Below are 24,878 nucleotides of genomic sequence, written 5' to 3'. Positions count from 1 at the left end.
TTTTTTAATTTATATTTTATCATGTTTAATTTTTTTTAAATAATAAAAACAAATCATTTATCAAGGAACATCATGCCAAATAATCAAAACATCACGTTAAACCCAAATTTTAAACTGTTAAATACCCACACCATTGATGCGTTATCACTCAATATTATTGTGAGCGAACACATCGCAACAGGGCTAATTCACTATCATCTAGCTCACCCAAGCGATGAAAATGCGTTTTTAATCGGCTTTCGCACCCAACCGATGACTGATAAAGGCGAAGCCCATATTTTAGAGCATACTAGCCTGTGCGGTTCGCAAAAATACCCTGTGCGAGACCCATTTTTTAGCATGATTAAACGCTCGCTTAATACTTTTATGAATGCCTTTACCGCCGCCGATTGGACGGCATATCCGTTTGCCACGCAAAACCGCCAAGATTATTTTAATCTGTTGTCGGTTTATCTTGATGCGACTTTTTTTCCGAACTTAAATCCGCTAGATTTCGCCCAAGAAGGCATTCGTGTAGAGCTTGATGACAATGGCAAACCGACTTTTAAAGGCATTGTGTTTAACGAGATGAAAGGGGCAATGAGTGGCGAAATTGACCAACTTTATCATACGCTTGCTCGTCATCTGTTTCCAACAACCACTTATCACTATAATTCTGGCGGTGAACCATCTGCGATTACCGATTTAACGCATGATGATTTGGTAAAATTTCACCAAAGCCACTACCACCCAAGCAATGCGGTGGTGATGAGTTTTGGCAATATTGAATTAACAGATATTCAAGAGAAACTACATAATGATGCGTTAGCTGTTGGCGAAAAAACGTTTGGCAAAGGGCATAAACACGCATCTTTACTTGAACAAAAATTAACCAAACCGATTCAAGTTACTGAAACTTACAGCGTAGATAGCCTAAAACCAAAACAAACGCATCACGTTGTGGCATGGCTGTTACCAACGATTTTGGACGCAAAACAACGCCTTGCCTTGAGACTGCTTGAGGGCGTGTTGGTAGAGCATTCGGGTTCACCATTGCGTGCGTTTTTGGAAAGCCACCCGCTTGCATCCGCACCATCACCGCTGTTAGGGCTTGATGATAGTCATTATCAAATGGTGTTTTATGCAGGGGTGCGTGGCTCGGAAAGTCAGCATGCTGATGAGATTGAAAACGGCATTTTGGACGTGTTGCGACAGGTTGCCGACAATCCAATTTCTGCCGAAGAGATTGAAACCATTTTACACCAAATTGAGATTGACCAACGCCATATCGGTGGCGACAGTATGCCGTACGGCTTGAACTTGATTTTGGAAGGTTTTAGCACCGCCATTCATGACGGCAATCCTGTTGATGTGTGGGATATTGATGACAACCTTAACTGGTTGCGTGAACAGGTACAAAATCCGCAATTTATCCATGATTTAACTTATGAACATTTGTTAAATAATACTCACCGTGTGCGTTTAACACTGATTCCTGATGATAAAAAAGCGGAAAAACAAGCCCAAGAAGAACAAGCAAAATTGGATAACATTGAACAAACGTTAAATGATGAAAAACGTGAACAATTACAACAATTTGCCAAAGATTTAGCCGAACGCCAAGCCACAGCAGACGATATTGACCTATTGCCAAAAGTGGGGCTTGCCGATATTCCTGCCGATATTCAGTTTAAAACAGGCAAAAAATCGCCAATCGTGCTAAGCGGTCAAGACAGCGTGATTTATGAATATGAAGCAGGGACAAATGGCTTGTATTATTATCAACTTTTGTTGCCACTTGACAAGCATGAAGCGGTAATTAATCACCCAGATTTGCCGACTTATCTTACGTTAATCAGCGAAGTTGGCACAAAAGACATTGACGCTCGTAGTCTACAAGCCTTGCAAGCTCGCCATTCTAGCGGTGTAACCGTGCGTGTTAGCCAACGCACATCGCCAAACGACCCAGAAAAAATGGACAGCTTTTTGGTAATCGCCACTCGTTCATTAAGCCGAAAATTAGAAGCGATTGACTTGTTAAAAACCGTGCTAAATGACACGATTTTTAGCGAAACCGACCGTATAAAAGAGCTTTTAACACAAAAACAAATGGGCTGGCAATCTCGCTTAACCAACAGTGGACACGCTTACGCACTGCAAACGGCAAGCCGAAATATGAGCAAAATCAATCGCTTAGAATATGTACGTGGCGGTTTACCTGCGTTAAATCAATTGACCGAATTTTTGGAAAATGCCGAACAAAATCCGACACTTTGGCAAGATTTAACCAATCGTTTAACTGAATTGCACGCTTATATTAAAACCTTACCAAAACAAGCGTTAATCATTGCTGAAAAAGAACATTTAGAAAAGCTAAAAACAGCTATTAGTAATAGTTGGAAAGAAACGGTTGATTTATCAAAAAATACCTTGCAAAATCATACGTTTAACGTAAATAATGACAATGTCGCTTGGCTTGCACAAACTAACGTTTTTCATAATGCGATGGCGTTTCAAGCCGTTCCTGCGGAACACGCTGATGCCCCTGCGTTAATGGTGCTGTCAAGCGTTTTACGCAACAATTATTTACACCGAGCCATTCGTGAAACAGGCGGTGCGTACGGTGGCGGTGCAAGCTACGATAGTAACGGCTGTGCGTTCCGTTTTTATAGTTACCGAGACCCACGCTGTGAGCAGACTTTTGCTGACTTTTTGGCGAGTATTGATTGGTTACTTGAACAAAAAGCAAGTGAAAAAACCGATTTGTGGATTGAAGAAGCGATTTTAGGCTTAATGGCGGGTATGGATAAACCTCCAAGCCCTGCAGGGGAAGCGGTTAAGGCGTTGTTTTCTGAATTGCACGGACGTAACAAAGAGTGGCAACAGGCGATGCGAGCCAAGATTTTGGCGGTAACACTTGATGATTTGCAACGTGTAACAGCAACTTATCTCAAAGATAAGCCATGTGTTAAAGCGACTTTAGCACGGTTTGATAAAGCGGAAATGCTGGAAAAATTGGGCTTTAAATTGGAAAAAGTGATTTAATTTTACTTTTGCCAAAAAGTTGGTTTGCGATAAAGATGTAACAAATTTATACTTAAATTGTCTAAAATTTTATCAAAAATTGACTATAATAAGGCAATTGTAAATAAAAAATGGAGCGTATGACAATGTTTAAAAAAATCGCAATCCCTATGCTGGCGATTGCTTTGGTCGGTGGTAGTTTGACGGCTTGTTCTAGCACCACGGACACAGGAGCGATTGGTGTTAAACGTAATCAGTTGTTGATGGTGTCAAGCGAGCAGGTTATGCAACTGTCAAACCAAAGCTACCAAAAAACCATGCAACAAGCCAAAAATGAAGGTAAATTGGACGTGGATAAAGTCCAATTAAATCGCCTAAAAAGTATTGCCAATCGCCTTATCGCCCAAACAGGGGCGTATCGTCCTGATGCACGTAACTGGGCGTGGGAAGTCCACATTATTGAAAGTAGTGAAATCAATGCCTACGTGATGCCGGGTGGCAAAATCGTTTTTTATTCTGGCATTATTGAAAAACTCAAACTCACCGATGCTGAAATTGCTGCCATCATGGGACACGAAATGGCACATGCCTTGCGTGAACACTCTCGTGAACGTATGTCAAGACAAGTAGCGACGCAAACGGCGATTGGACTTGGGGCGGCGGTTTTTGGTTTGTCTAGCGGACAGGCACAGGTCGCAGGCTTGGCAGGGGATTTGGGTTTAACATTGCCAAACAGCCGTACCCAAGAAACCGAAGCGGATTTGATGGGGCTTGAGCTGATGGCTCGTGCTGGGTATGACCCAAATGCTGCGGTTACACTTTGGCAAAAAATGCAACAAAATAGTGGCGGACGCAGTGCCCCACAGTTTTTGAGTACCCACCCTGTGAGTGCGACCCGTATCGCCAATTTGCAAGCGATGATGCCAAAAGTTTTGCCATTGTATCAACAAGCAAAAAAATAATTTGTCAAAAAAATCTTAGCTAAACACAAAAAAAGGGTGGCGATGGCTTGCCCTTTTTTTAATTTTATTTATCAAAAAGCGAGAAAAACCATGCCTACGCCATTAGCAGACAACATTTTACAATGTGTACAAAGTTTAAATCCTGTTTTTGTGGATTTAATCAACGAATCTATGAATCATGCCAATTATTTTGATGGCAAAGAAAGCCATTTTAAACTGGTGATTGTCAGCCCTGCTTTTGTTGAAAAACGCTTGGTACAGCGTCATCAGTTGGTTTATCAAACGGTTAATCACTTACTGGCACAAGGTGGCGGTACGATTCATGCTTTTGCCATTCATGCCTATACGCCTGATGAATGGCAAAACTTAAGCCAAGTGCCAAACAGCCCAAATTGTGCAGGGCAAAATAAATAAAACAACGATTACATCATTTTCCACGCCATGTCATTTTCTTTGGGGTCGTCTGTTTTGTGGTTTTTTAACATGGGATAATCGTCAAAATCTACCGAAATCAGATTGTCCAAAGCGGTTATCAGCTGTTCAAAATACGGCTGAAGCCAAATAAACTGGGTGGGCGAATTGTTATCCACATTTAATAAACATTTGTCTTCTAGCTGTTGGCTGGCGTGGCGTAACTGTGGCACGCCTGTGTAACGGCTCGCCCCCAAAATGCGGTGAGCGATGTTGGCGATGGCTTCTCGGTTGTTGTCTTGCCATGCTTGGGTGAGTTCGGCTTTTTCTTGGGTGCTGGATTCTATGATTAGGTTTAACAGATTGCTTGCCAAATCCGCCTTGCCAGCGACACGAGTAAGTGCATCTTGCCAATCAATCACCAATAACGGATTTTCATCATCATCTAATACTGCGTCTGTGGCGTTGTCGTCTATGGCATTGTCGTCTGTGGGTTGTAGTGTCAAAGATGTTTTGTGGCTTTGGTTATTGGCAAGCCAATGTTCTAACACTTTTATCAATTGTGGTTGGCTAATTGGTTTGCCAACATAGTCATTAATGCCCGATGCCAACAGTTTTTCTCTTTCGTCCGATAGGCTGTGGGCGGTGAGTGCGATGATGGGGGTTTGGCATGTTGTGCCAAATTGTTCGTTGGCAAGGTGTTCTAATTGGCGAATTTGTTGCGATGCCTGTCTTCCTGACATTTTTGGCATTTGAATGTCCATAAAAATTAAGTCAATGTGTTGATACGCTTTGTCAGGATTGGCGTTCAATTTTAGGCTGTTTCGCATATATTTAATCGCATCAAATCCGCTATTAAGCGACACCACCGACACGCCAAGCTCTTGTAACAAGGCTTCTAAAACCAACAAATTCGGCACATGGTCGTCCACCGCCAACACACAAAAACCTTGCCATTTTTGGGGCGGTGTTTCTTGTGGTTTGCTGGATTGGTTGTTGTTTAATAATTGATAAAGTTGTCTGCGGTCAAGCGGTTGATACAGGCTATGCACTTGATAACGTTTTAACAAATCGGGGTCAAGATTGACATGATAACCAAATAATGCCAATTTGCCTGCATAATGTAAACGAATTTGTTTTAACAAAGCGGTGGTATCTGCGGACAAGCCATTATCAATCAACAGCCAATCGTACTGTTTGTGCTGATTTAACGCATCAAGCAAGGTGTTTAACGAATTAACGGTGTCAATATGTACGTTTAATTGGCGTAAACTGCCACGCAAAATTTGCAAACTTGCCAAATGCTCTATCCATACCAATATTTGTAACGGTTTTTCGTTGCTGTGCGTCAAATTTACTGAAATTTCCCAAAGCTCTTTCATCGGCAATTCGTTGATTTTGGCTTGTTGTTCATTCATGTCGATTGGCAAACTAAACCAAAATGTTGAGCCTTTGGCATGGGCAACATCATTGTCATTGCTATGATTATTGCTACTGTCATTGGTACTTTGGTGGTCGTAAAAACCGATTGTACCGCCCATCAGTTGCGTTAATTGTTTTGAAATAACCAAGCCCAAACCTGTGCCACCATATTGGCGAGTGATAGATGGGTCGCCTTGTGAAAAACTTTGGAACAGCACTTTTTGGTGAGCGGTATCAATGCCACGCCCTGTGTCAGTAATGCTGATTTTTACGTTGTTATCGCTGGTTTCATCAAGGCTTGCACGCACAATAACTTCGCCTGTGTCGGTAAATTTAATCGCATTATTCACCAAATTTGTCAAAACTTGTTTAACACGCAACGCATCGCCCAACAAATAACGTGGCACATCGTCATAAAAATACACCGCAAGGCGAAGCCCTTTTTCAGCAGCAATCGGCGAAAGCATATCAACCACGTCATAAATGGTCGCATACAAGTCAAATTCATGCTTTTCTAGCACCAATTTGCCCGCTTCAATTTTGGAAAAATCTAACACATCATTGACGAGTGCCAACAGATGTGCCGATGATTTGCGAATGGTTTGTACGTACAAATCTTGCTCATGGTTCAATCCGCCATGCCGTGATAACAGATTGATAAAGCCGTCAATGCTGTTTAAAGGCGTGCGTAACTCATGACTGATATTTGCCAAAAAAGCCGACTTGGTGCGGTTGGCAGAAATTGCCGCATCGTGAGCATTTCGCATAGAAATGTTTTGCATTTCCATTTCGTCAAAAGTTTGGCGTAAGTCGTCTTCGGTCTGGTCGGCATGGTTTTTTAACTCTTGAAAACTGCTGTGCAATCGGCGTAACGTTTTTACCAAATCCTGTTGCAACTGATTAATCTCACCGCTGGACTCAATCGCCATCGGCTTGTACAGATTTTCGGCATTGGTGCGTTGCAAATGCAACCGCATTTCATAAATCGGCGTAATCCAACGTCTGGCATAAATGTTAATAGACAACAGCAACAACAAAATAGTAAACAAACCTGTGATTGCCAATGCCAAAATCACCTGATAACGGGCGATTTTTAACGGTTCATTGTCCACATTAACAATCAACCACATTTTGCCAAAATTGTGATTTTTTGCGTTTAACATCAAAGGCTTGGAATAAAATGTACCATCACCTGTGTCAATCACATAATGATTTTGGGCGGTCAAATAATCAATAGTATAACCCAAATAATTTTGTCCATATTGCGGATAAAAATTTTGTGAAAATTGGCGTTTTGACATCGATTTTTGCAAATTATTTAAAAAAATTTGATTGACAGACAAATCTTTATTTTTGACTTGTAAAGGATAAGTTTCCCCAAAATGAAGCAACACATCACCTTGTTCATTGATAACCATCAAGCCTTGCAAATGGCGGTCGTTAATGCCAAATTGTAGCTTTTGGCTGAGCGTATTTTGTTTGTTATTTAACTCGTCTTTGCTTAAAGTTTGCGGTGGCGTTTTTTGGCTTTGGCGGTTTTTGTCGTTTGCCACATTTTGTTCAATCACCGCTAACTCGTTGTACCAGCCTGCCAACAGCGTCTGCGACTGGTTTAGCAAGGTGTCGGCACTGGCTTTTTGGATAATGCGACCTGCTCGGCTGGTGTCGTACAGCACCAGCACACCGCCCACCATCGCAAGCAAGCTGATTGGCAAAAACACTAATAAAATTAGCTGTCCATAAGCGGTTGAAAAATCCAAACGAAAACGTTTTGCCACAACATTTTATCCAATTTAAATTAAAAACATTATTTTAACCAGTTGTTACCCAAAACGCCATAAAATCTTTGTTTTGCAAATGACGAAAACCGCAAAGTTTGTTAAAATAAGCCAATTTTCACAAAAAAAGTAGTCAAATTATGAACAACTTTATCACCACAACGACCAACCTAGAACAATGCGTTGGCAATACCCCTTTGGTAAAATTACAACGTTTTTCGCCAAACGGTGCGACCATTTTGGCAAAATTAGAAGGCAATAATCCCGCAGGCTCGGTCAAAGACCGCCCCGCACTTAACATGATTCGCCAAGCTGAAAACAAAGGACTGATTAAACAAGGCGATACGCTGATAGAAGCGACCAGTGGCAACACAGGCATTGCGTTGGCGATGGTGTCGGCGATGATGGGCTACAAGATGACGCTGTTAATGCCAAAAAATTCCACCCAAGAGCGAAAAGATGCGATGAAAGCCTACGGTGCGACTTTGATTGAAGTGGACAGCATGGAACAAGCACGAGATTTGGCATTACAAATGCAAGCAGACGGCAAAGGTGTGGTGCTAGACCAGTTTAACAATGATGATAATTGGCTGGCACATTATCACAGCACCGCCCCAGAGATTTGGCAACAAACCCAAGGCAAAATCACCCATTTTGTGAGTAGTATGGGGACAACTGGCACGATTATGGGCGTGGCAAAATTTTTAAAAGAAAAAAATCCTGACATTCAAATCATCGGTTTACAGCCGTCTGAAGGCTCAAATATCGCAGGGATTCGCCGTTGGGAAAAAGCCTATTTGCCAAAAATCTTTAACGAAACATGGGTGGACACTATCATGGACATTCGCCAATCCGATGCCGAAATCACCATGCGACAACTGGCTCGCCAAGAAGGGATTTTTTGTGGGGTGTCGTCAGGCGGTGCAGGTTGGGCAAGTTTGCAGATTGCCAAAGACAACCCTGATGCGGTGATTGTGTTTATCGTGTGCGATAGGGGTGATAGATATTTATCTACAGGATTGTTTGGTTTTGATGACAAATAAATTAAGTTTTTAAAAATAGTTAAAAAATAATGAATAATTTTGACAAATAGGAAAAAATATGACCGCACCGCCGATTTTGGTTTTTGATATTGAAACCATTCCTGATATCACCGTGGCAAAACGCCTGTATCCACAGCTTGCTAAGCTTGATGATGACACGGCTTTGACCGAATTAATCCAGTTGCGTCAAGCCGAAGCGGACACGCCGTTTATGCCGTTGCCGTTGCACAAAATCGCCTGTTTGTCGGTGCTTTGGGTCGCCAATGGCAAAATGACGTTAAAAACTTTGTCATTACAAAGCCATAGCGAAAGCGAAATGTTGATGACGTTTTTTAATGCTATTGAAAAATTGCCAACTTTGGTAAGTTGGAATGGCAAGGGTTTTGATATACCTGTGATGAGTTACCGAGCCTTGCAACATGGACTATCCGCCCCAAAACTGTTTACCGAAAATACCAGTGAAATGAAATATAACAATTATATCAATCGCTACCACGACCGCCACACCGATTTGATGTTAAAAACCGCCATGAATGGCACGTATCAAAAACTGGACGTGGTGGCTATTGCGTGCGGTTTTGCGGGCAAACAGACGATTGATGGCTATGATGTCGTGCCGATGGTGCAGGCAGGCGAGTGGCAAAAACTCACCACCTATTGCGAAAGCGATGTGTTAAATACGTGGCTTGTGTATTTGCGGTATTTGACTTTGACTGGCAAAATGACCCATGATGAAGCCTTGGCTTGGGAAGGCTACACCCACGACTATGTACAAAGCCTAAAAAATGACGATGACAGCGTGCGACATCAGTCGTTTTTGGCAGGTTGGTTGTTTGACAAAGCGGAAACGGTAGTGAATGAACAACATGATGGCAAAGCGAATTAAAAAACGCTGATTTTTTTGTCTTTTTTTCCTCTCTTAAGATAACGTTAAGATTTATCGTTTATTATACACATCAATTAAACGGATAATCTTTTATCCATTTTAACGTTTTTATTTAACCAAGAGGAAAACATTATGTTTAACAAATCAGTAATTGCAACTTTGGCGGTATTGCCTGTATTATTTACCAGCGTTTCTGCAATGGCAGGGGACGATATGATTGAGCGTCAAGTGTATCAAGACAAAAATTATCCAGCGGTGCAACAAAAAGCGGTGAATATGTTGCGACAACGTGGTTATCAAGTGGTTGATGTAGAAGCTGACGACCATTTTTTTAAGCCTGCATTGAGCGTAGAAGCCTACAAAAATAATCAAGAATATGATATCAAATTGTCATATCCAGATTTGAAAATTTTGTCAGAAAGAATTGATGATTAATTTTTTATTTAATCATTAAAAAATCTGTTAAAATACGCCTTATTTATTCAAATAAGGCGTTTTTTATGCACATTCACATTCTTGGTATTTGCGGTACGTTTATGGGGTCACTTGCCCTGCTTGCTCGTGATTTGGGACACACGGTTACAGGTTCGGACGCCAACGTCTATCCGCCCATGTCCACTCAGCTAGAAAATGCAGGCGTTGAGATTATGCAAGGCTATTCTGCCACGCACTTACAGCCTGCCCCAGAGCTTGTGATTGTCGGCAACGCCATGAAACGTGGTATTGAAGCGGTGGAATATATGCTAAATAACCGTATTCCTTATACATCAGGGCCGCAGTTTTTGGCAGAACACGTTTTGCAATATCGCCACGTTTTGGCGGTCGCAGGCACGCACGGCAAAACCACCACAACCACCATGCTTGCGTGGATTTTGCAATATGCGGGTATTGACACAGGCTTTTTGATTGGCGGTGTGCCACTGGTAAATACACAGGATGAACGCTTGCAAAACGCCTTTAAACACAGCTCATATCTTGGCAAAAATGCGGACGAAACAGGCGAAGGTTATTTTGTCATTGAAGCGGACGAATACGACAGTGCGTTTTTTGATAAACGCTCAAAATTTGTCCATTATCGTCCAACCACCGCCATTTTAAACAACCTAGAATACGACCACGCTGACATTTTTGCCAATTTGGAAGCCATTCAAACCCAATTTCACCACATGGTACGCATGATACCGTCAAATGGCAAAATCATCATGCCAAAAGACACTCAAAGCCTTGAAGACACCATCAAAAAAGGGTGCTGGACACCAATTTGGCGAACCAGTTTGAATGACAACAGCGACTGGCAAGCCGAATTGGTTCAAGAAGACGGCTCAATGTTCCACGTGAAACATGGTGAAAATACAGGCACAGTAAACTGGTCAATGAGCGGACTGCACAGCGTAAACAACGGACTTGTGGCAATCGCCTCCGCCTACAACGTGGGCGTAAGTGTGGAAAAAGCGTGCGAAGCCTTATCAAATTTTGCAGGGATAAAACGCCGTATGGAACTCGTTGGCAAAATTGATAAAGACGGCAAAAACATTGAAGTGTATGACGATTTTGCCCACCACCCAACTGCCATTGAAACCACGCTTGACGGTGCAAAAAAACGATTTTCACCCAATCCAAACCGCAAAATTTGGGCGGTGATTGAGCCACGTTCTAACACGATGAAACTTGGCACGCATCAAGGGCTACTTGCACCATCAGCAAGCCTTGCCGACCATGTGATTTGGTATCAACCTGCCAATTTGGATTGGTCGGTTGAAAATGCGATTAATGGGGCAAAAAATCAAACGGTGATGACTTCTACCGATGAGATTATTAATCATATCGCCCAAAATATCGGCAATGATGATGCGGTAATTATCATGTCAAATGGCGGTTTTGAAGGAATTCATGGTAAACTAGTTAAAGCGTTACAAAATTAAGATTGATTAATCATCAAATTAAACCACGCAAAGGCAAATAATGAATCCGCAATTTAGCACGCAAGAACTGGAAAAACGCTGGCTCATTTGGGATTATGTGAGTATGTCTTGGACGGAGATTGGGCTAGGAAAAGATGAGTTTCCCCAATATATCCAAAAAATTCAGCAACATTACCCAAACTGGCAAGATGTGAAACCGATAGTAAATGATGTGCTATTGGCGTTTGTGTCTGTCATTCCATTTATGTTTGTATTTTTCCCAATAATTCCTGATTGGGGATATGATAAAGACTATTTGCTAAATAAAATTCAAAAATGGCAAGATTTACCAACATGGCGAATTTGGCTGAATCCTTTACGTTGGCTCGGTTATCCGTTGGCAATCATGATGTCTTTGAGCTATGTTCGCAAGCTAAAAAAGGCTTATTAAATCATCAATTTATTTCTTTTATCACACTATGAAAAATCATCTTTGCCGTTCCAAAAAACTTACCTAAATCTACCCAAGAGCAATTTTAGCGTTTTCTTCCTACTTCAACGTTGTTTGCTCTTGTCATTTGACTTAAGACTTACATCAACTCCATAGGCTATCACCGTAGAACTTACGGCTAATTGGTTAAAACCTTAGTTGCATGATTTAAAATATTAATACTCGCATTCACATCACGGTCATGGCTTGTCTTGCAGTTAGGGCAAGTCCAATATCTGACAGCCAGTGTCAAATTTGCTTTATCCATGATAAAGCCACAACATGAACAGGTTTTACTTGATGGATAAAAGCGGTCTAACTCTTTAATGGTCTTGCCCCATTGGTTCGCTTTATAAATCAGTTGCCTTTTAAATTCGTAAAAACCCAAATCATTAATCGTACAGCTAAGTTTTTTATTCTTTACCATGCCTTTTACATTTAGGTTTTCAATACAAATTGTCTCAAATCGTTTTACCAAATTTGATGTTAATTTGTGCGTAAAGTCTTTACGAATACAACTGATTTTAAAGTGTAGCCGTGATAGCTTGGTTTTTGCCTTTTCACGGTTTTTTGAGCCTTTTTGTTTTCGGCTTAAACTTTTATTCAATCGTCTTAGCTGTTTGAGTTTGTTTTTTAATGGTTTTGGTGCTTGGATTTTTTCGCCATTTGACAAGGTGGCAAGGTCTGTAATGCCTAAATCAATACCAACTTGTTTGTCTGTTTTGGGTTGTGGTTTGATGATGTCTTGTAATTCAGCCACAACCGATACAAACCATTTACCGCCTTGTTTAAAGATTTTGGCGGATAGGATTTTGCCTTGTAAACGCAAGTTTTCACGCATTTTAACCCAGCCTAAATTAGGGATTTTTATGCGTTTGCCGTCTATTCTAAATTGGTCGTTTGGATAGACTAAATCTATCATGCGTGCCTTTTTTACGAAATTGTGGGTATTTGCTTTCGCCTTTAAAAAAGCGTTTAAAAGCATCACCCAATTGCATAATGGCAAGTTGTGGGCTACATTTGGTTACTTCGAGCATAAAGGGGAATTGTTGTCTTTTTATGCTATTTAGTTGTTTTCTAAGTTTGCCTTGTGATGGTTTGTTAAGTTTGGTTTCATCAATTTCTATGCCATTTTTCAAGCATTCATCACGATAAGTTTTATCGGCTTGGTATTGTTTTTGCCAATTATCTAATGCCCAGTTATAGGCAAGACGGGCTACACCGCAAGCCTTTGCAAAATAGGTGGCTTGTTTGTCAGTTGGGTCTAGGGCGATGATGTGTCCACGTATTAGGGTCATTCTAGTACTTATCGTAACGTCTGTGTCCTTTTGGCGTTCTTTGGGCAATAAGCATGCTACTTTCGTCCCATCTGCGTAATGTTGAGATAGATACACCTAGTTGTTTTGATGCTTCGTTGATACTAATTAATCTATTTATTTGGATATTCTAAGATGGATTTGGTTAGATTTCAAGAAGCAGTTTCAAACCCTTGTCAATCCACCCAAAATTATCAAGATTGTTGTGAGCCGTTTCACAACCAAACCACCGCACCCACGACCGCAGAACAGCTCATGCGGTCTCGCTACTCGGCATTTGTTTGGCAAAATATTGACTATATTGTCAAAACCACAGCCCCTTTTGAGCAACATTTGCTTAACGTGCAAGCGATTAGCGACTGGGCAAAACAAACCGATTGGGTAGGGCTAGAAGTTGTCAAACACACGCCAAAACTTGGCAAACGCCACGCCCAAGTTGAGTTTAAAGCCTTGTTTCATACGGCAGATGGGACAGATTGCCATCATGAATTGTCCACTTTTGTCAAAATTGGTAAAGATAGCGAATAAAAGTGGTATTTTCTCGACCCAACTGTACCGCTAAATATTAGCCAAAAAACGCCTTGTCCGTGCGGAAGTGGTGAGAAATACAAACGCTGTTGTGGGCAATTTTTGGATTAATTTTTTTTAGCCGTTAAACTTTTTCCACCCATTTAAAAAAGTCAAAAGCGGTATCCGATAGCCAAGTGTTGTCAAAACGCTTGGTTTTTTTGTCAAATCGTAAAAAGCCAATATGACCGCCACATTGACTGTATAACAAGCGGACTTGGCTAGAGATGTCATTTTGATGGGCGATTTTTCCCAAAAATGGGTCGTCTTTTGCCGTGATAATTAAGGTCGGTTTGCAGATATTTTTTAACACAGGTAGGGCAGAGGCGGTTTTGTAGTAGTTTTCGCCTGTGCTGTAGCCATGGCGTGGGGCGGTGTAAAGGTCGTCAAATTTATCCAAGGTTTTGATAGTTTTGAGTTTTGCCAAAGTGTCAGGCTCGCTGATTTTTTCTTCGGCTTTGATAAGCAAGGATTTTAACAAATAAGGCGTATAGACATGGCGAGCCACAAAACGGTGCATAGATACCGCCGAAGATGCCAAATCCACAGGGGCAGACGCAACCACCGCACCATCACACACCGCACGCTCGCCATATTCGCCCATATATTTGCCAAGCATATTCCCACCGAGCGACACGCCAATGGCGACCAAACGTTCGTAACGCTGTTTGAGAACATTTAACACATGATGGACTTCAGCTGTGTCGCCTGCGTTGTAGTCGTGTTCGTGCGGATTTTTGACACCGCCACAGCCACGATAATGCACCACCACCGCATCAAAGCCATGTCGCACCGCCCCATTGGCGAATGATTGGGCGTAATGGCTTTCGCTACTGCCTTCTAAGCCGTGAAACATCACCGCCAAAGGTCTGTGCAAATTGGGCGTATGGTCGCTGTTGCTAAACACAAAATCGTACGCAATCTGTGAATTGCCCGAGCTGTCCAAATGCAACTCTCGTTGATAGTTGGGTTTTGGTTGTTTGACAAACTTTGGTAAAATCGTTTGTAAATGCGGATTTTTTAACCAAAAAGGCGGACGAAAAGGCGTTAAAGGCAATTGATGTAAATTTGGCATAATAAAAACTTGTGTTGATGGATAAAAATAAATGTAAAAATTTAGTTTACACTTGTACTATTTTAACCGATTTTGACATTTATCACAAAATTTTTTCAAAAAAAATTGGTATTAATCATCTTGTTCAAGTAATAATTTGCCATAAAAACCGATTTTTTCGGTTAAATTGGTTATATCTTTTTCGGCAATTTCTACCGATAATATGACATTTTTGGCATAATCCACTGACACCACAGTCGCCCCCAAGCCATCAATGATATGACGGACGAACGATTCATTAGCAAAATCCGTTGCCACTTTGACAACAGATTTTGGCACAAATTCGCTTAACGTCATGTTATCCACCGCCATTTGCGTGGCTTGTGAATAGGCACGAGTTAGCCCGCCCGCCCCAAGTTTTATTCCGCCAAAATACCGCACCACCGCAACAAGGCAGTTGCCAATGGCTTTGTGTTGCAAGACGTTTAAAATCGGTCTGCCAGCCGTGCCGTTTGGTTCGCCGTCATCGTCAAAACCTGCCGATGTGGTGTTGCTTGGGTTGCCGATAATGTAGCCGTAGCAGACGTGGCGAGCGTCTGGGTATTTTTGGCGTAATTGTTCCACGTGGAACATGATTTGTTCACGGCTGTCTATCGGATAGGCAAAGGCGAGAAATTCGCTTTTTTTGATTTCCAAAACGGCTTGGCAAGGGGCGGATAAGGTAAAGTAACTCATTAATTTATAACTTAATAACAATCATAATTGTACAAAACTTTGCTAAAATCTTTATTTTTTAAATCATCTGGGTGAATAAAGAAATTACCCACGTCACTATCGCCCCACATGATTTCGTAATCTTCGCTTGTATGAATCTTTTTGTCAATTTCGCTAAAGTCTTGCCAAACTTGGCTTTCATCGGTAATGATATTTTCAAAATATAAACCCCTAAAGTCATCTTGATTTAACCTATTATCAAAGTCAAGTCCATACAAGTCATCACCTGCAATGAAGAATGACAATATACCTTGTTTTGGTAATTGGTCATTTACTGCTACATCAGCAAGGTTAATTTGAGCGAGCAAGACAAGTGGCGTGCTGTCTGATTTTGTTGGATAATCCATTTCTTTGGGCAAATAGGGCTTGCCACCAAATTTACTTGAATAAATGGTTAATTTATCAGATTTTGACAAATCAATATTGATAACAGGCTTAATGGTTGCCAAAATTTTGTCTTTATACGGCAATAATTCTGGCGGTAATTGATTGATAAGTTCTTGAATGTTTGACAAGATTTTTCCTTTTGCTAAAAATTGTTATCATTTTCACAACAACATCATAATATTTTATCAAACATTTGGCAATCATGTTAAAATAGCTTTTATTTTAAAAAGTTTGCAAAACAAGGTAAAACATGAGATTAGACAAATTTTTAAGCAAAGCCACAGAACTATCACGCTCCGATGCCAAAAAAGTGCTACACCGTGGCGAAATTAGCGTTAATGATGAAATCATCAAAGACGGCGGTCGCCACGTTGATGAAATCAATGACGAAATTGAATGGGCGGGCGAGCCTTTGACGGTGGCGACAGGCAATCGCTACATCTTGCTGTACAAGCCTGAAGGTTTTGAATGTACGCTTCGCCCAAAAGAATATCCGATTGTTACCGAGCTGATTGACGTGCCTGAGTGGAATAGTTTACGCATTGCAGGGCGATTGGACGTGGACACCACAGGGGCATTGATTTTGAGTGATGATGGCGGTTTTTTGCACCGAGTTACCAGTCCAAAACATCACGTTGCCAAAATCTATGAACTCACTCTTGCTGACCCTATGACGGACGAACAACAAGCAACTGCAATAAAAGAAATCGCAAAAGGGATTTTATTAGAAGGCGAATATGAAAAAACTCGCCCTGCGGAACTAAGTTTTAGCGATGAAACGCATGCCACGCTTGTTTTGACCGAAGGCAAATACCATCAAGTCAAACGCATGATGGCGTATTTTGGTAATAAAGTGGTTGAATTGCACCGAGCGAGTATCGGCACGATTACCCTTGATGGCTTGGAAAAAGGTGAATGTCGGTTTTTGAGTGATAAAGAAATTGAACAGTTTTAAATTGGAAAAAATATGCAACCGACCAACGATTTTCAAGATTTATTGAACTTAATGGCACGCCTTCGCACAGACTGCCCTTGGGATAAAAAACAAACCAACGACAGCCTAATTCCTTACGCCTTAGAAGAAACGTATGAACTGGTTGAAGCCATACAAACAGACGAGATTGAAGATATCAAAGGCGAGCTTGGCGATGTGTTGTTGCAGGTGATTTTTCACGCCCATTTGTATGATGAACAAGGCAAATTTGACATGGCGGACGTGATTTTTACCTTACAAGAAAAACTCATTCGCAGACACCCACACGTTTTTGACAAAGAGAATCTAAAAACCGATGCCGATGTGAAACAACGTTGGGACGAAATCAAAGCGATGGAAAATGCCGAAAAAGTAAAACGTGGCAAAAAACGCCGAATTTTGGACGTTGTCAAAGCAGGCTCGGCACTCATGCAAGCCCAAGACATTCAAAAAACAGCGAATAAAGTCGGCTTTGATTGGGACTATGTGTCGTCTGCGATGGATAAGGTGGAAGAAGAAATCAGCGAACTCAAAGAAATTTTGCCAAAAGATGGAGAAAAGCCGACCGATACGCAAAAACGTGAGATTGAAAAAGAGCTGGGCGATTGCTTTTTTGCCCTTGTCAATGTCGCTCGTAAATTGGGTATTGACAGCGAAAAAGCGACTTTGACGACTGTAATGAAGTTTAAAAATCGCTTTGGTTTCATTGAAGATGAGCTTGAAAAAATCGGCAAAACCCCCGAAACATCAAGCCTTGAAGAAATGGATAAACTTTGGGAAAAAGCCAAATTATACGAAAGCTAATGCCAAGTTTGATAAGTGCAGTAATGGCTTACTGCACCTGCACAGGAATGACATTGGCAGTGTCTTTGACGATATTGCCTTCATCAAGATAAACCAAACGTGGTTGATGGGTATCGGCTTCTTTTTCGTCCATTTGGGCGTAACTAGCGATAATCACGATATCGCCCAATTCCGCCATATGTGTCGCCGCACCGTTCAATGAAATCATCTTTGAACCTGCCTCCGCACGAATTGCATAAGTGCGAAAACGTTTGCCATTGTTCACATTATAAATATCAATAGACTCATTTTCACGAATCCCCGCCAAATCCAGCAACTCGCTGTCAATCCCGCATGAACCTTCATAATGCAGTTCGCAATGGGTCACTCTGGCACGGTGTAATTTTGCCTTTAACATGGTTAATTGCATAAAAAATCCTTCAAATTTAGGATAATAAAGATGGCTAATTAGATAGGGGAATTTATCAAAAAATCAAGTGGTCAAAAGTCTCATGATAACCAGTAATCCATTGATAAACATAATTAATTGGGTAATTTAAAGCCGTTAATTGCCTGTTGGGCTTTGTCAAACTCACCATTTAACAGTTTTGGTAACTGTTTCATCGCCTCATCAAGCATTAAACCCAAGCTAATTTTTTCATCAGCACTGGGTGTACCTAGCACATAATTAGCGACTTGCGACTTGTGAGCAGGACGACCAATGCCCAACCGCAAACGGTGAAAATCCGCCCCAATGTGTGGCACGATATCCCTTAAACCATTGTGTCCGCCATGACCGCCGCCTGTTTTAAACCGCATGGCTGCCACATCAATGTCTAATTCATCATGTGCAATCAGTAGTTCATCATTGGCGATGTTAAAAAAATTCACCATTGGTACAACGGCTTCGCCTGACTTGTTCATAAAGGTTTGTGGTAACAACAATCGTACATCATGACCATGCACCTGACCACGACCGACCAAGCCATGAAACTTTTTTTCAAGCGAAAGGGAAATATTAAAGTCGTTGGCAATCCGCTCTACAAACCAAAAGCCAGCATTATGCCGAGTGTTGGCATATTGCTGGCTTGGGTTGCCAAGTCCGACAATCAATTTGATTTTAGACATGGAAACTATCCTAGACAAAATTAGTCGTCAGATTTTGGTGCGTCGTGCGTATCGTCTTGAGCTTGTAGTTTGCGAGCTTCATCATCGTCCGCATCAGGGGTACGAGTACCAGCGGCTTCTTCGTTTTCTTCTGGCTCAACAGGTTCAACAGCCTCAAGTGTTGGTGCTTGCATGGTTGCAACTGTGCGATTAAATGGTTCAGCCACTTCAAGTTCACGAATCGCAACACCTTCAGGCAATTTGATATCCAACAAGTGGATTGAATCACCCACTTCCATTTTTGACACATCTACAGACAAAAATTCTGGGATTTTTGATGGGATTGCAGTGATTTCAAGCTCAGTTGCATTTGATACGAACACACCGCCTTTTTTATGACCAGGTGCGTCATCCGCACCAATGTAGTGTACAGGTACAACAATGTGCATGGCTTGACCACGTACGATACGTTGGAAGTCTGCGTGCATTGGGGTGTTTTTTGATGGGTGGCGTTGTAGGGCTTTGATAACCACTTCTTCTTCACCATGATCTTCTACATTGATAGTCAAAATGTGAGAGAAAAACGCTTCTGTTTCCAATGATTTGATTAATTCATTGTAACGAAGTGATACTGACAAAGGCTCTTTGTCCGCACCGTAGATAATCGCAGGTACTTGGTTTTGTTTACGTAGGCGGCGGCTCGCACCTTTACCTTGTAAATCTTCACCACGTACAACTGCACTTAGTTTTGCAAAATCTTGGTTACTCATGAGAGTTTCCTTTTGTTGAAAGTTAAAAAAATACATAAATTTGCGACCAATTTATGCAATAAAATGCCATTTTTCATAAAAATGGCGAAAAATTTTTACAAATTTAAAATCTTTTAAAGATTACTGTTGCTCTAACATATCAAACATGGCACTCAGCGATTCTTCGTTGTTAATACGGCGTAACGCTTCAGCTAGCATAGGTGCAATCGATACTTGACGGATTTTTTCACAGGCTTTGGCGGCATCGGATAACGGAATAGAATCGGTTACCACAATCTCATCAAGATGAGATTCACTAATGGTCTGAATCGCTTTGCCTGATAACACAGGGTGGGTAATATAGCCTACCACACGTCTAGCACCACGCTCTTTTAAGGCGGCCGCCGCTTTGCACAATGTACCTGCGGTATCCACCATGTCATCAATAATCACACAATCACGGTCTTTGACATCACCGATAATGTGCATAACTTCTGATTCGTTGGCTTTGGCACGGCGTTTGTCAATGATTGCCAAATCTGCATCGCCCAATGATTTTGCCATTGCACGAGCTCGTACCACACCGCCCACATCAGGCGATACCACCATCAAATTGTCATAATGTTTTTCACGCAAATCTTTGAACAATACAGGCGTGCCGTACAAGTTATCTACAGGAATATCAAAAAAGCCTTGAATCTGGTCAGCGTGTAAATCTACCGTTACCACACGGTCAATACCTACAATGTTTAGCATATCTGCCACAACTTTGGCAGAGATTGGCACACGAGCCGAACGTGGACGGCGGTCTTGGCGAGCATAGCCAAAATACGGCATCACAGCGGTGATACGACCTGCGCTAGAACGGCGTAGGGCATCAGCCATCACCATTACTTCCATCAAATTGTCATTGGTGGGGGCGCAGGTTGATTGCAAAATAAAAACGTCTTTACCACGCACGTTTTCTTGGATTTCTACAGCGATTTCACCATCAGAAAACTTGGTAACACTCGCCCGCCCAAGCGGGATATGTAGGTTATTAGTAACATTTTTTGCCAATTCTGGGTGGGCATTCCCCGTAAAAATCGCCAAGTAAGGCATGGTACAGTCCTATATTTTGCACTTTACAATAACACAAAAACCTTGATAAAAATTTATCAAAAGTTTGTGTTAAATTGTCATAAATTTAAGATTAGGAAAGAAAATGGCAGGGGTAGCTGGACTCGAACCAACGGATGTCAGGATCAAAACCTGATGCCTTACCAACTTGGCGATACCCCTAAAAACTTTGTTACAACTATTTTTGATTAAAAATAGTGTAATAGAATTACGGTGCGTACTATACCGTTTTTACAGGATTTTGTCAATGTAGATATCCATAACTTAACAGATAAAAACATTGATAAAGAAAATGGTAGGGGTAGCTGGACTCGAACCAACGGATGTCAGGATCAAAACCTGATGCCTTACCAACTTGGCGATACCCCTATATTTAAGTGCGATATTTTACTAAATTTTATTAAAAAAGCAAGTGTTTTTTTTAATTTTTTCAAAAATTATAAACTTTTTACCAAAATACTGGGGCAGGGGGCTTGTTGTTGCCATGTTATGATTTGGCTATCGCTGATGTTAAAAGGGATTGGTAAAAATACGCAACTGCCTGTGCCTGTCATGCGTGGCGTGGTGTCGGTTGTAGTGTTGGCAAGATTTTGTAAAAATGCCAAAGCGGTTTTGACTTCTGTGGATAAATTTTTGACAATCGGCTCAAACACATTGCCAAAATTATCGCTTAATTTATCGGTAAATTCATCACTATGTTGCCCTAAAAATTCATGCGAAAAGGCGGTGCAACCCCGTTGTAATGTATCATTTCCAAATAATAATTTGGTATTGATATGGACATTTGGCATCAGCAATAAAAAACGCTGTGATGGTAAGTCAATCGGCGTTAAAATCTCGCCAATGCCTTCGGCTATCGCATCTTTACCAAAAATAAAAATCGGCACGTCCGCCCCCAATGTCGCCCCAATTTGGTGTAATTCGTCTGTAGTTAATTGTAACTGCCAAATGTCGTTTAAAGTCATCAAAGCGGTGGCACAATTGGACGAACCACCGCCAAGCCCTGCACCCATCGGGATTTTTTTATCCAACGTAATTTGAATAATCGGCAATTGTGCAAGCGTTTGTTGGGATAATTTTTGGTGATTTTTGGCAAAATTTAACAGGGCGATACTGGCTTTGATAATCAGATTATCGGCTGGGTTGTCGGTGATGTTTTGGTTACTGTGTAAGAAGACAGGTAGATTATCCGATATTTGTTGATTTGTTTGGCAAAATGTCAAAATATCTGCAAAATTGATTAGGCGAAATACGGTTTGTAAGTTGTGATAACCGTCAGGGCGTTTGCCTGTGATGTGCAAAAAAAGGTTGATTTTGGCAAAAGATGGTTTGGTAATTGGTTGATTCATAATTTTTTTGCTGTTTTTGGTAAAAAAGGGAGAAGAAAAAGTCTAACCAAATTTTTGTCTTTATTCAATCAGAAAAATTTGATTTTCTCAAGATCTCCCCCTAAAATCGTGGTATCTACTTTTTTATATTGAGCGTGCTATGGCGATTTTTTCAACTTTACCCCCATTTGATTGTAATAATGTTGGGTTAAATGATAATTTAAATCAACAAATTCGTGAGTGTTTGACCCAAGCAGAGCAAGCCTTTGACAAGGCATTGAGCCAAGATGTCAATATTCGTGAGGTGGTGAGTGAGCGAAGTTTGTTGATAGATTTGTTGTTGGTGCAGTTGTTTAAGTTATATGAGCTTGACAAAACCGAGCTTGCGTTGTTTGCGATTGGTGGTTATGGACGTGGCGAGTTGCACCCACATTCTGATGTGGATATTTTGTTGTTAAGTCCGACTGCGATTGATGAGGATTTGAACAAAACTATTTCGCCATTTATCGCCAATCTTTGGGATATTGGTATTGAGCCTGCGTTGGTGGTACGGTCTATTGATGAGTGCCGCACGGCGTGTCAGGATATCACGGTGGCGACTAGTTTGCTTGAGGCAAGGCTGCTTGTTGGCAATGAGGCTTTGCAAAAAGTGCCATTGCAATTATTGACCGAAAGTTGGTCGCAGGTGGATTTTTATCATGCCAAAATTGACGAAGCCAAAACCCGCTATTATAAGCACAACACCACCGAGTACAATCTTGAGCCTGATATCAAAAATGCCCCCGGTGGCTTGCGAGATATTCACACGATTGGCTGGATTTGGAAACAATATTTGCGAGTGAACAAGCTGTTTGACTTGGTGCAACAAGGTTTTATCACCGAGCGAGAATTTGACGAATTGCAAATGGCGGAAGATTTTTTGTGGCAAATTCGCCATCATTTGCACAAAATTACAGGACGTAATGAAAACAAACTTTTGTTTGATTATCAACGCACCATCGCCCAAAACATGGGTTATCAGTTGCGTGAAAACGACCACCCAAATGCCAATGTAGAGCGGTTTATGCGTGATTATTACCGCTTTGCCATGTCAAATGCCAGTTTGTCCGAAATGCTCACGCAACATTATTATGAATTGCTCATTGAAAACCGTTTGCCAGAAGAGCAACGTCCTGTACACAAGGTGATTAACGAGCGGTTTAAACTGGTGGGCGACCAAATTGCGGTAACGCATAACCGTGTGTTTGCACAATATCCCAATGCGATTTTGGAATTGTTTTTGTTAATGGGGCAAATGAATATCAAACACATTCGCACACGCACGCTAAGGGTGCTTGCGATTGCGTCCCGCAGTATTGATGAAACCTTTCGCCAAAATCCTGTGAATAAACAACTGTTTATGGACAATTTAAAAGAACAAAATTTGTTGTTTTGGCGATTGCGAGTGATGAAACGCTATGGCGTGTTGGGGCGTTATTTGCCTGCTTTTGGACAAATTATTGGCTTAATGCAGTATGATTTGTTTCATCGTTATAGCGTTGATGCCCATATTTTGTTGTTGGTGCGGATTTTGCACCGTTTTACCGATGACAAATATGAAAGTGCCTTTCCACTTGTCAGCAGTATTTATCGTAGGATTGAGCGTAAAGAAATTTTGGTGTTGTCAGCGATTTTTCATGACATTGCCAAAGGGCGTGGGGGCGACCACAGCAAACTTGGCGAACAAGATGCGGTGGCGTTTTGTTTAAATCATGGTTTAAGCCAAGCCGATGCCGATTTGGTCGGTTGGTTGGTTAAAAAACACCTGCTCATGTCTTTGACCGCCCAGAAAAAAGATATCTCTGACCCTGCGGTGGTTGCTGATTTTGCCGAACAAGTTGGCAATGTAACTTATCTAAACCATCTGTATGCCTTGACGGTTGCCGATATGAATGCGACCAATCCACAGCTTTGGAACAGTTGGCGAGCGACTTTAATGCGTCAATTGTATGTACAAACCAGACGCATTTTGCGAGCGGACATTGACGCACCGATGAACCGCCAAGACATGATTGCCAACAATCGTGAACTTGCTAAAAACTTGTTAAACGATGACCCAGAATTTCACCAAATTGAGAAACTGTGGGAAGATTTGGGCGATGAATATTTTTTGCGGGAAATTCCTGCCGATATCGTTTGGCAATCCAAAGCCATCATGGCACATGAAAAAGCCAATCAACAAAGCGAAAACACGCCATTAATTATCTTGCGTGAACACCGTGAACTTGCCCTTGATGCGGTGCAAGTGTTTATTTATACCAAAGACCAAGCCAATCTGTTTGCCGTTACCATGTCGGTGTTTGACCGCATGAATTTGGACGTATTGGACGCACGCATTATCACAGCGACACGAGATTTTGCGGTGGATTCGTATGTTGTGCTTGACCGTCAAGGCACATTGTTAAAAGATGTAGAACGCCAAGAAGATGTCAAAGCACAACTGATTCAAGCCTTTAACGACCCCAATCCGCCAAGCGTGATACAAAAACGTTTGCCAAGAGAATTAAAGTATTTTAAAGTACCAACAAAAGTCAAATTTAGCTTTAACGAAGAAACCAAACAACACATGATGACCCTAGAAACCCTTGACCAGCCTGCACTGTTGGCAAGGGTAGGGCAGGTGTTTTTAAAATATCACATTGAGCTACATTTTGCCCGTATTACCACGCTTGGCGAGCGAGCCGAAGATATGTTTTTTATCACCGACCAACACGACAATGCCCTAAGCGATGACGTATTGGAAAATGTTAAACAAGATTTGATTGATATTTTGACGGTTAGCTAAA

General features: G+C 41.4%; 23 protein-coding genes, 2 tRNA genes and 1 pseudogene. 12 read left to right on the top strand and 14 right to left on the bottom strand.

Annotated elements, in window-relative coordinates; all coding sequences use genetic code 11:
* Positions 1–72 precede the first annotated feature (72 nt).
* The 3 genes from ACGTJS_RS04310 (at position 73) to ACGTJS_RS04300 (ending at position 4,379) form a co-directional block, all read left to right on the top strand.
* Positions 73–3,024 (top strand): insulinase family protein, encoded by a 2,952-nt coding sequence (locus ACGTJS_RS04310; RefSeq protein ID WP_410472919.1) that lies wholly within the window; start codon positions 73–75, stop codon positions 3,022–3,024.
* 125 nt (positions 3,025–3,149) lie between these two features.
* Complete coding sequence (locus ACGTJS_RS04305) at positions 3,150–3,965, top strand: M48 family metallopeptidase (protein WP_410473221.1); 816 nt, start codon at positions 3,150–3,152, stop codon at positions 3,963–3,965.
* Positions 3,966–4,055: 90 nt separating this feature from the next.
* Positions 4,056–4,379, top strand: coding sequence for a BolA family protein (locus ACGTJS_RS04300; RefSeq protein ID WP_315043572.1), 324 nt, complete (start codon positions 4,056–4,058; stop codon positions 4,377–4,379).
* 8 nt (positions 4,380–4,387) lie between these two features.
* Here the strand turns inward: ACGTJS_RS04300 and ACGTJS_RS04295 are convergent, their stop codons facing one another.
* Entirely contained in the window at positions 4,388–7,576 is a 3,189-nt protein-coding gene (locus ACGTJS_RS04295) for an ATP-binding protein (RefSeq protein WP_410472918.1), read from the bottom strand.
* 140 nt (positions 7,577–7,716) lie between these two features.
* Between ACGTJS_RS04295 and cysM the strand changes: the two genes are divergently transcribed.
* The 5 genes from cysM to ACGTJS_RS04270 all read left to right on the top strand — a co-directional run bounded on the left by cysM (position 7,717) and on the right by ACGTJS_RS04270 (position 11,857).
* On the top strand, positions 7,717–8,619 hold the full coding sequence (gene cysM / locus ACGTJS_RS04290) for a cysteine synthase CysM (protein ID WP_315043568.1): 903 nt from the start codon (positions 7,717–7,719) through the stop codon (positions 8,617–8,619).
* A 58-nt stretch (positions 8,620–8,677) separates the two neighbouring features.
* Complete coding sequence (locus ACGTJS_RS04285) at positions 8,678–9,505, top strand: 3'-5' exonuclease (RefSeq protein WP_315043566.1); 828 nt, start codon at positions 8,678–8,680, stop codon at positions 9,503–9,505.
* A 132-nt stretch (positions 9,506–9,637) separates the two neighbouring features.
* A complete protein-coding gene (locus tag ACGTJS_RS04280) occupies positions 9,638–9,940 on the top strand; it encodes a PepSY domain-containing protein (RefSeq protein ID WP_315043564.1) in 303 nt (100 codons plus the stop codon).
* Between the two features lie 65 nt (positions 9,941–10,005).
* Complete coding sequence (gene mpl, locus ACGTJS_RS04275; RefSeq protein WP_410472917.1) at positions 10,006–11,427, top strand: UDP-N-acetylmuramate:L-alanyl-gamma-D-glutamyl-meso-diaminopimelate ligase; 1,422 nt, start codon at positions 10,006–10,008, stop codon at positions 11,425–11,427.
* A 40-nt stretch (positions 11,428–11,467) separates the two neighbouring features.
* Positions 11,468–11,857, top strand: coding sequence for a hypothetical protein (locus tag ACGTJS_RS04270; RefSeq protein ID WP_410472916.1), 390 nt, complete (start codon positions 11,468–11,470; stop codon positions 11,855–11,857).
* Positions 11,858–12,035: 178 nt separating this feature from the next.
* On the opposite strand, the gene ACGTJS_RS04265 is transcribed toward ACGTJS_RS04270, so the two are convergent.
* Genes ACGTJS_RS04265 through ACGTJS_RS04255 form a run of 3 tightly spaced genes read right to left on the bottom strand, consistent with a single transcriptional unit; the run spans position 12,036 to position 13,315 of the window.
* Positions 12,036–12,818 (bottom strand): RNA-guided endonuclease InsQ/TnpB family protein, encoded by a 783-nt coding sequence (locus ACGTJS_RS04265; protein WP_410472915.1) that lies wholly within the window; start codon positions 12,816–12,818, stop codon positions 12,036–12,038.
* The gene (locus ACGTJS_RS04260) at positions 12,784–13,194 is read right to left on the bottom strand and encodes a helix-turn-helix domain-containing protein (RefSeq protein WP_410472914.1); all 411 of its coding nucleotides are present in this window, start codon (positions 13,192–13,194) and stop codon (positions 12,784–12,786) included. Before ACGTJS_RS04260 ends, ACGTJS_RS04265 begins: the two co-directional genes overlap by 35 nt.
* Position 13,195: 1 nt before the next feature.
* Positions 13,196–13,315, bottom strand: coding sequence for a MerR family DNA-binding transcriptional regulator (locus tag ACGTJS_RS04255; protein WP_410473220.1), 120 nt, complete (start codon positions 13,313–13,315; stop codon positions 13,196–13,198).
* A 32-nt stretch (positions 13,316–13,347) separates the two neighbouring features.
* Between ACGTJS_RS04255 and ACGTJS_RS04250 the strand changes: the two are divergent.
* Positions 13,348–13,851, top strand: a pseudogene (locus ACGTJS_RS04250) (YchJ family protein).
* 13 nt (positions 13,852–13,864) lie between these two features.
* Here the strand turns inward: ACGTJS_RS04250 and ACGTJS_RS04245 are convergent.
* The 3 genes from ACGTJS_RS04245 to ACGTJS_RS04235 form a co-directional block, all read right to left on the bottom strand.
* Positions 13,865–14,854, bottom strand: a complete 990-nt coding sequence (locus ACGTJS_RS04245; protein ID WP_410472913.1) for a YheT family hydrolase — start codon at positions 14,852–14,854, stop codon at positions 13,865–13,867.
* Positions 14,855–14,965: 111 nt separating this feature from the next.
* Complete coding sequence (locus tag ACGTJS_RS04240) at positions 14,966–15,568, bottom strand: IMPACT family protein (RefSeq protein WP_410472912.1); 603 nt, start codon at positions 15,566–15,568, stop codon at positions 14,966–14,968.
* 11 nt (positions 15,569–15,579) lie between these two features.
* Complete coding sequence (locus ACGTJS_RS04235) at positions 15,580–16,113, bottom strand: YwqG family protein (protein ID WP_315042442.1); 534 nt, start codon at positions 16,111–16,113, stop codon at positions 15,580–15,582.
* 131 nt (positions 16,114–16,244) lie between these two features.
* Between ACGTJS_RS04235 and ACGTJS_RS04230 the strand changes: the two genes are divergently transcribed.
* The gene (locus tag ACGTJS_RS04230) at positions 16,245–16,949 is read left to right on the top strand and encodes a pseudouridine synthase (RefSeq protein ID WP_410472911.1); all 705 of its coding nucleotides are present in this window, start codon (positions 16,245–16,247) and stop codon (positions 16,947–16,949) included.
* Positions 16,950–16,961: 12 nt separating this feature from the next.
* Positions 16,962–17,771 (top strand): nucleoside triphosphate pyrophosphohydrolase, encoded by an 810-nt coding sequence (gene mazG, locus ACGTJS_RS04225; RefSeq protein WP_315042432.1) that lies wholly within the window; start codon positions 16,962–16,964, stop codon positions 17,769–17,771.
* A gap of 28 nt (positions 17,772–17,799) precedes the next feature.
* Here mazG and panD read toward each other — a convergent pair whose 3' ends face one another.
* From panD to ispE, 7 genes are all read right to left on the bottom strand, one after another.
* Positions 17,800–18,180, bottom strand: a complete 381-nt coding sequence (gene panD, locus ACGTJS_RS04220) for an aspartate 1-decarboxylase (protein ID WP_410472910.1) — start codon at positions 18,178–18,180, stop codon at positions 17,800–17,802.
* Between the two features lie 113 nt (positions 18,181–18,293).
* Positions 18,294–18,878 carry an aminoacyl-tRNA hydrolase gene (gene pth / locus ACGTJS_RS04215; protein WP_410472909.1) on the bottom strand — a complete coding sequence of 195 codons (585 nt, stop codon included), beginning with the start codon at positions 18,876–18,878 and terminating at the stop codon, positions 18,294–18,296.
* Positions 18,879–18,898: 20 nt separating this feature from the next.
* Positions 18,899–19,627 carry a 50S ribosomal protein L25/general stress protein Ctc gene (locus tag ACGTJS_RS04210; protein ID WP_410472908.1) on the bottom strand — a complete coding sequence of 243 codons (729 nt, stop codon included), beginning with the start codon at positions 19,625–19,627 and terminating at the stop codon, positions 18,899–18,901.
* Between the two features lie 120 nt (positions 19,628–19,747).
* Positions 19,748–20,707 carry a ribose-phosphate pyrophosphokinase gene (locus ACGTJS_RS04205; protein ID WP_315042425.1) on the bottom strand — a complete coding sequence of 320 codons (960 nt, stop codon included), beginning with the start codon at positions 20,705–20,707 and terminating at the stop codon, positions 19,748–19,750.
* A gap of 104 nt (positions 20,708–20,811) precedes the next feature.
* Positions 20,812–20,887 (bottom strand) — tRNA-Gln (locus ACGTJS_RS04200).
* Between the two features lie 131 nt (positions 20,888–21,018).
* Positions 21,019–21,094 (bottom strand) — tRNA-Gln (locus ACGTJS_RS04195).
* Positions 21,095–21,162: 68 nt separating this feature from the next.
* Positions 21,163–22,074, bottom strand: coding sequence for a 4-(cytidine 5'-diphospho)-2-C-methyl-D-erythritol kinase (gene ispE, locus ACGTJS_RS04190; protein WP_410472907.1), 912 nt, complete (start codon positions 22,072–22,074; stop codon positions 21,163–21,165).
* Positions 22,075–22,213: 139 nt separating this feature from the next.
* Here ispE and glnD point away from each other — a divergent pair, with 139 nt between their 5' ends.
* Positions 22,214–24,877 carry a [protein-PII] uridylyltransferase gene (glnD, locus tag ACGTJS_RS04185; RefSeq protein ID WP_410472906.1) on the top strand — a complete coding sequence of 888 codons (2,664 nt, stop codon included), beginning with the start codon at positions 22,214–22,216 and terminating at the stop codon, positions 24,875–24,877.
* Position 24,878 lies beyond the last annotated feature (1 nt).

Origin of the sequence: Faucicola mancuniensis (genome assembly GCF_046523945.1) — a bacterium.
GTDB lineage: Bacteria > Pseudomonadota > Gammaproteobacteria > Pseudomonadales > Moraxellaceae > Faucicola > Faucicola mancuniensis.
The sequence above is the reverse complement of the archived record's forward strand: the minus strand, read 5'-3'. Positions and strand labels throughout refer to the sequence as shown.

What these genes read in the sequence shown, in the direction of transcription:
- ACGTJS_RS04310 (WP_410472919.1), top strand. Translation starts at nt 73, where the DNA reads ATGCCAAATAATCAAAACATCACGTTAAACCCAAATTTTAAACTGTTA.
- ACGTJS_RS04305 (WP_410473221.1), top strand. Translation starts at nt 3,150, where the DNA reads ATGTTTAAAAAAATCGCAATCCCTATGCTGGCGATTGCTTTGGTCGGT.
- ACGTJS_RS04300 (WP_315043572.1), top strand. Translation starts at nt 4,056, where the DNA reads ATGCCTACGCCATTAGCAGACAACATTTTACAATGTGTACAAAGTTTA.
- cysM (WP_315043568.1), top strand. Translation starts at nt 7,717, where the DNA reads ATGAACAACTTTATCACCACAACGACCAACCTAGAACAATGCGTTGGC.
- ACGTJS_RS04285 (WP_315043566.1), top strand. Translation starts at nt 8,678, where the DNA reads ATGACCGCACCGCCGATTTTGGTTTTTGATATTGAAACCATTCCTGAT.
- ACGTJS_RS04280 (WP_315043564.1), top strand. Translation starts at nt 9,638, where the DNA reads ATGTTTAACAAATCAGTAATTGCAACTTTGGCGGTATTGCCTGTATTA.
- mpl (WP_410472917.1), top strand. Translation starts at nt 10,006, where the DNA reads ATGCACATTCACATTCTTGGTATTTGCGGTACGTTTATGGGGTCACTT.
- ACGTJS_RS04270 (WP_410472916.1), top strand. Translation starts at nt 11,468, where the DNA reads ATGAATCCGCAATTTAGCACGCAAGAACTGGAAAAACGCTGGCTCATT.
- ACGTJS_RS04265 (WP_410472915.1), bottom strand. Translation starts at nt 12,818, where the DNA reads ATGATAGATTTAGTCTATCCAAACGACCAATTTAGAATAGACGGCAAA.
- ACGTJS_RS04260 (WP_410472914.1), bottom strand. Translation starts at nt 13,194, where the DNA reads ATGACCCTAATACGTGGACACATCATCGCCCTAGACCCAACTGACAAA.
- ACGTJS_RS04245 (WP_410472913.1), bottom strand. Translation starts at nt 14,854, where the DNA reads ATGCCAAATTTACATCAATTGCCTTTAACGCCTTTTCGTCCGCCTTTT.
- ACGTJS_RS04240 (WP_410472912.1), bottom strand. Translation starts at nt 15,568, where the DNA reads ATGAGTTACTTTACCTTATCCGCCCCTTGCCAAGCCGTTTTGGAAATC.
- ACGTJS_RS04230 (WP_410472911.1), top strand. Translation starts at nt 16,245, where the DNA reads ATGAGATTAGACAAATTTTTAAGCAAAGCCACAGAACTATCACGCTCC.
- mazG (WP_315042432.1), top strand. Translation starts at nt 16,962, where the DNA reads ATGCAACCGACCAACGATTTTCAAGATTTATTGAACTTAATGGCACGC.
- panD (WP_410472910.1), bottom strand. Translation starts at nt 18,180, where the DNA reads ATGCAATTAACCATGTTAAAGGCAAAATTACACCGTGCCAGAGTGACC.
- pth (WP_410472909.1), bottom strand. Translation starts at nt 18,878, where the DNA reads ATGTCTAAAATCAAATTGATTGTCGGACTTGGCAACCCAAGCCAGCAA.
- ACGTJS_RS04210 (WP_410472908.1), bottom strand. Translation starts at nt 19,627, where the DNA reads ATGAGTAACCAAGATTTTGCAAAACTAAGTGCAGTTGTACGTGGTGAA.
- ACGTJS_RS04205 (WP_315042425.1), bottom strand. Translation starts at nt 20,707, where the DNA reads ATGCCTTACTTGGCGATTTTTACGGGGAATGCCCACCCAGAATTGGCA.
- ispE (WP_410472907.1), bottom strand. Translation starts at nt 22,074, where the DNA reads ATGAATCAACCAATTACCAAACCATCTTTTGCCAAAATCAACCTTTTT.
- glnD (WP_410472906.1), top strand. Translation starts at nt 22,214, where the DNA reads ATGGCGATTTTTTCAACTTTACCCCCATTTGATTGTAATAATGTTGGG.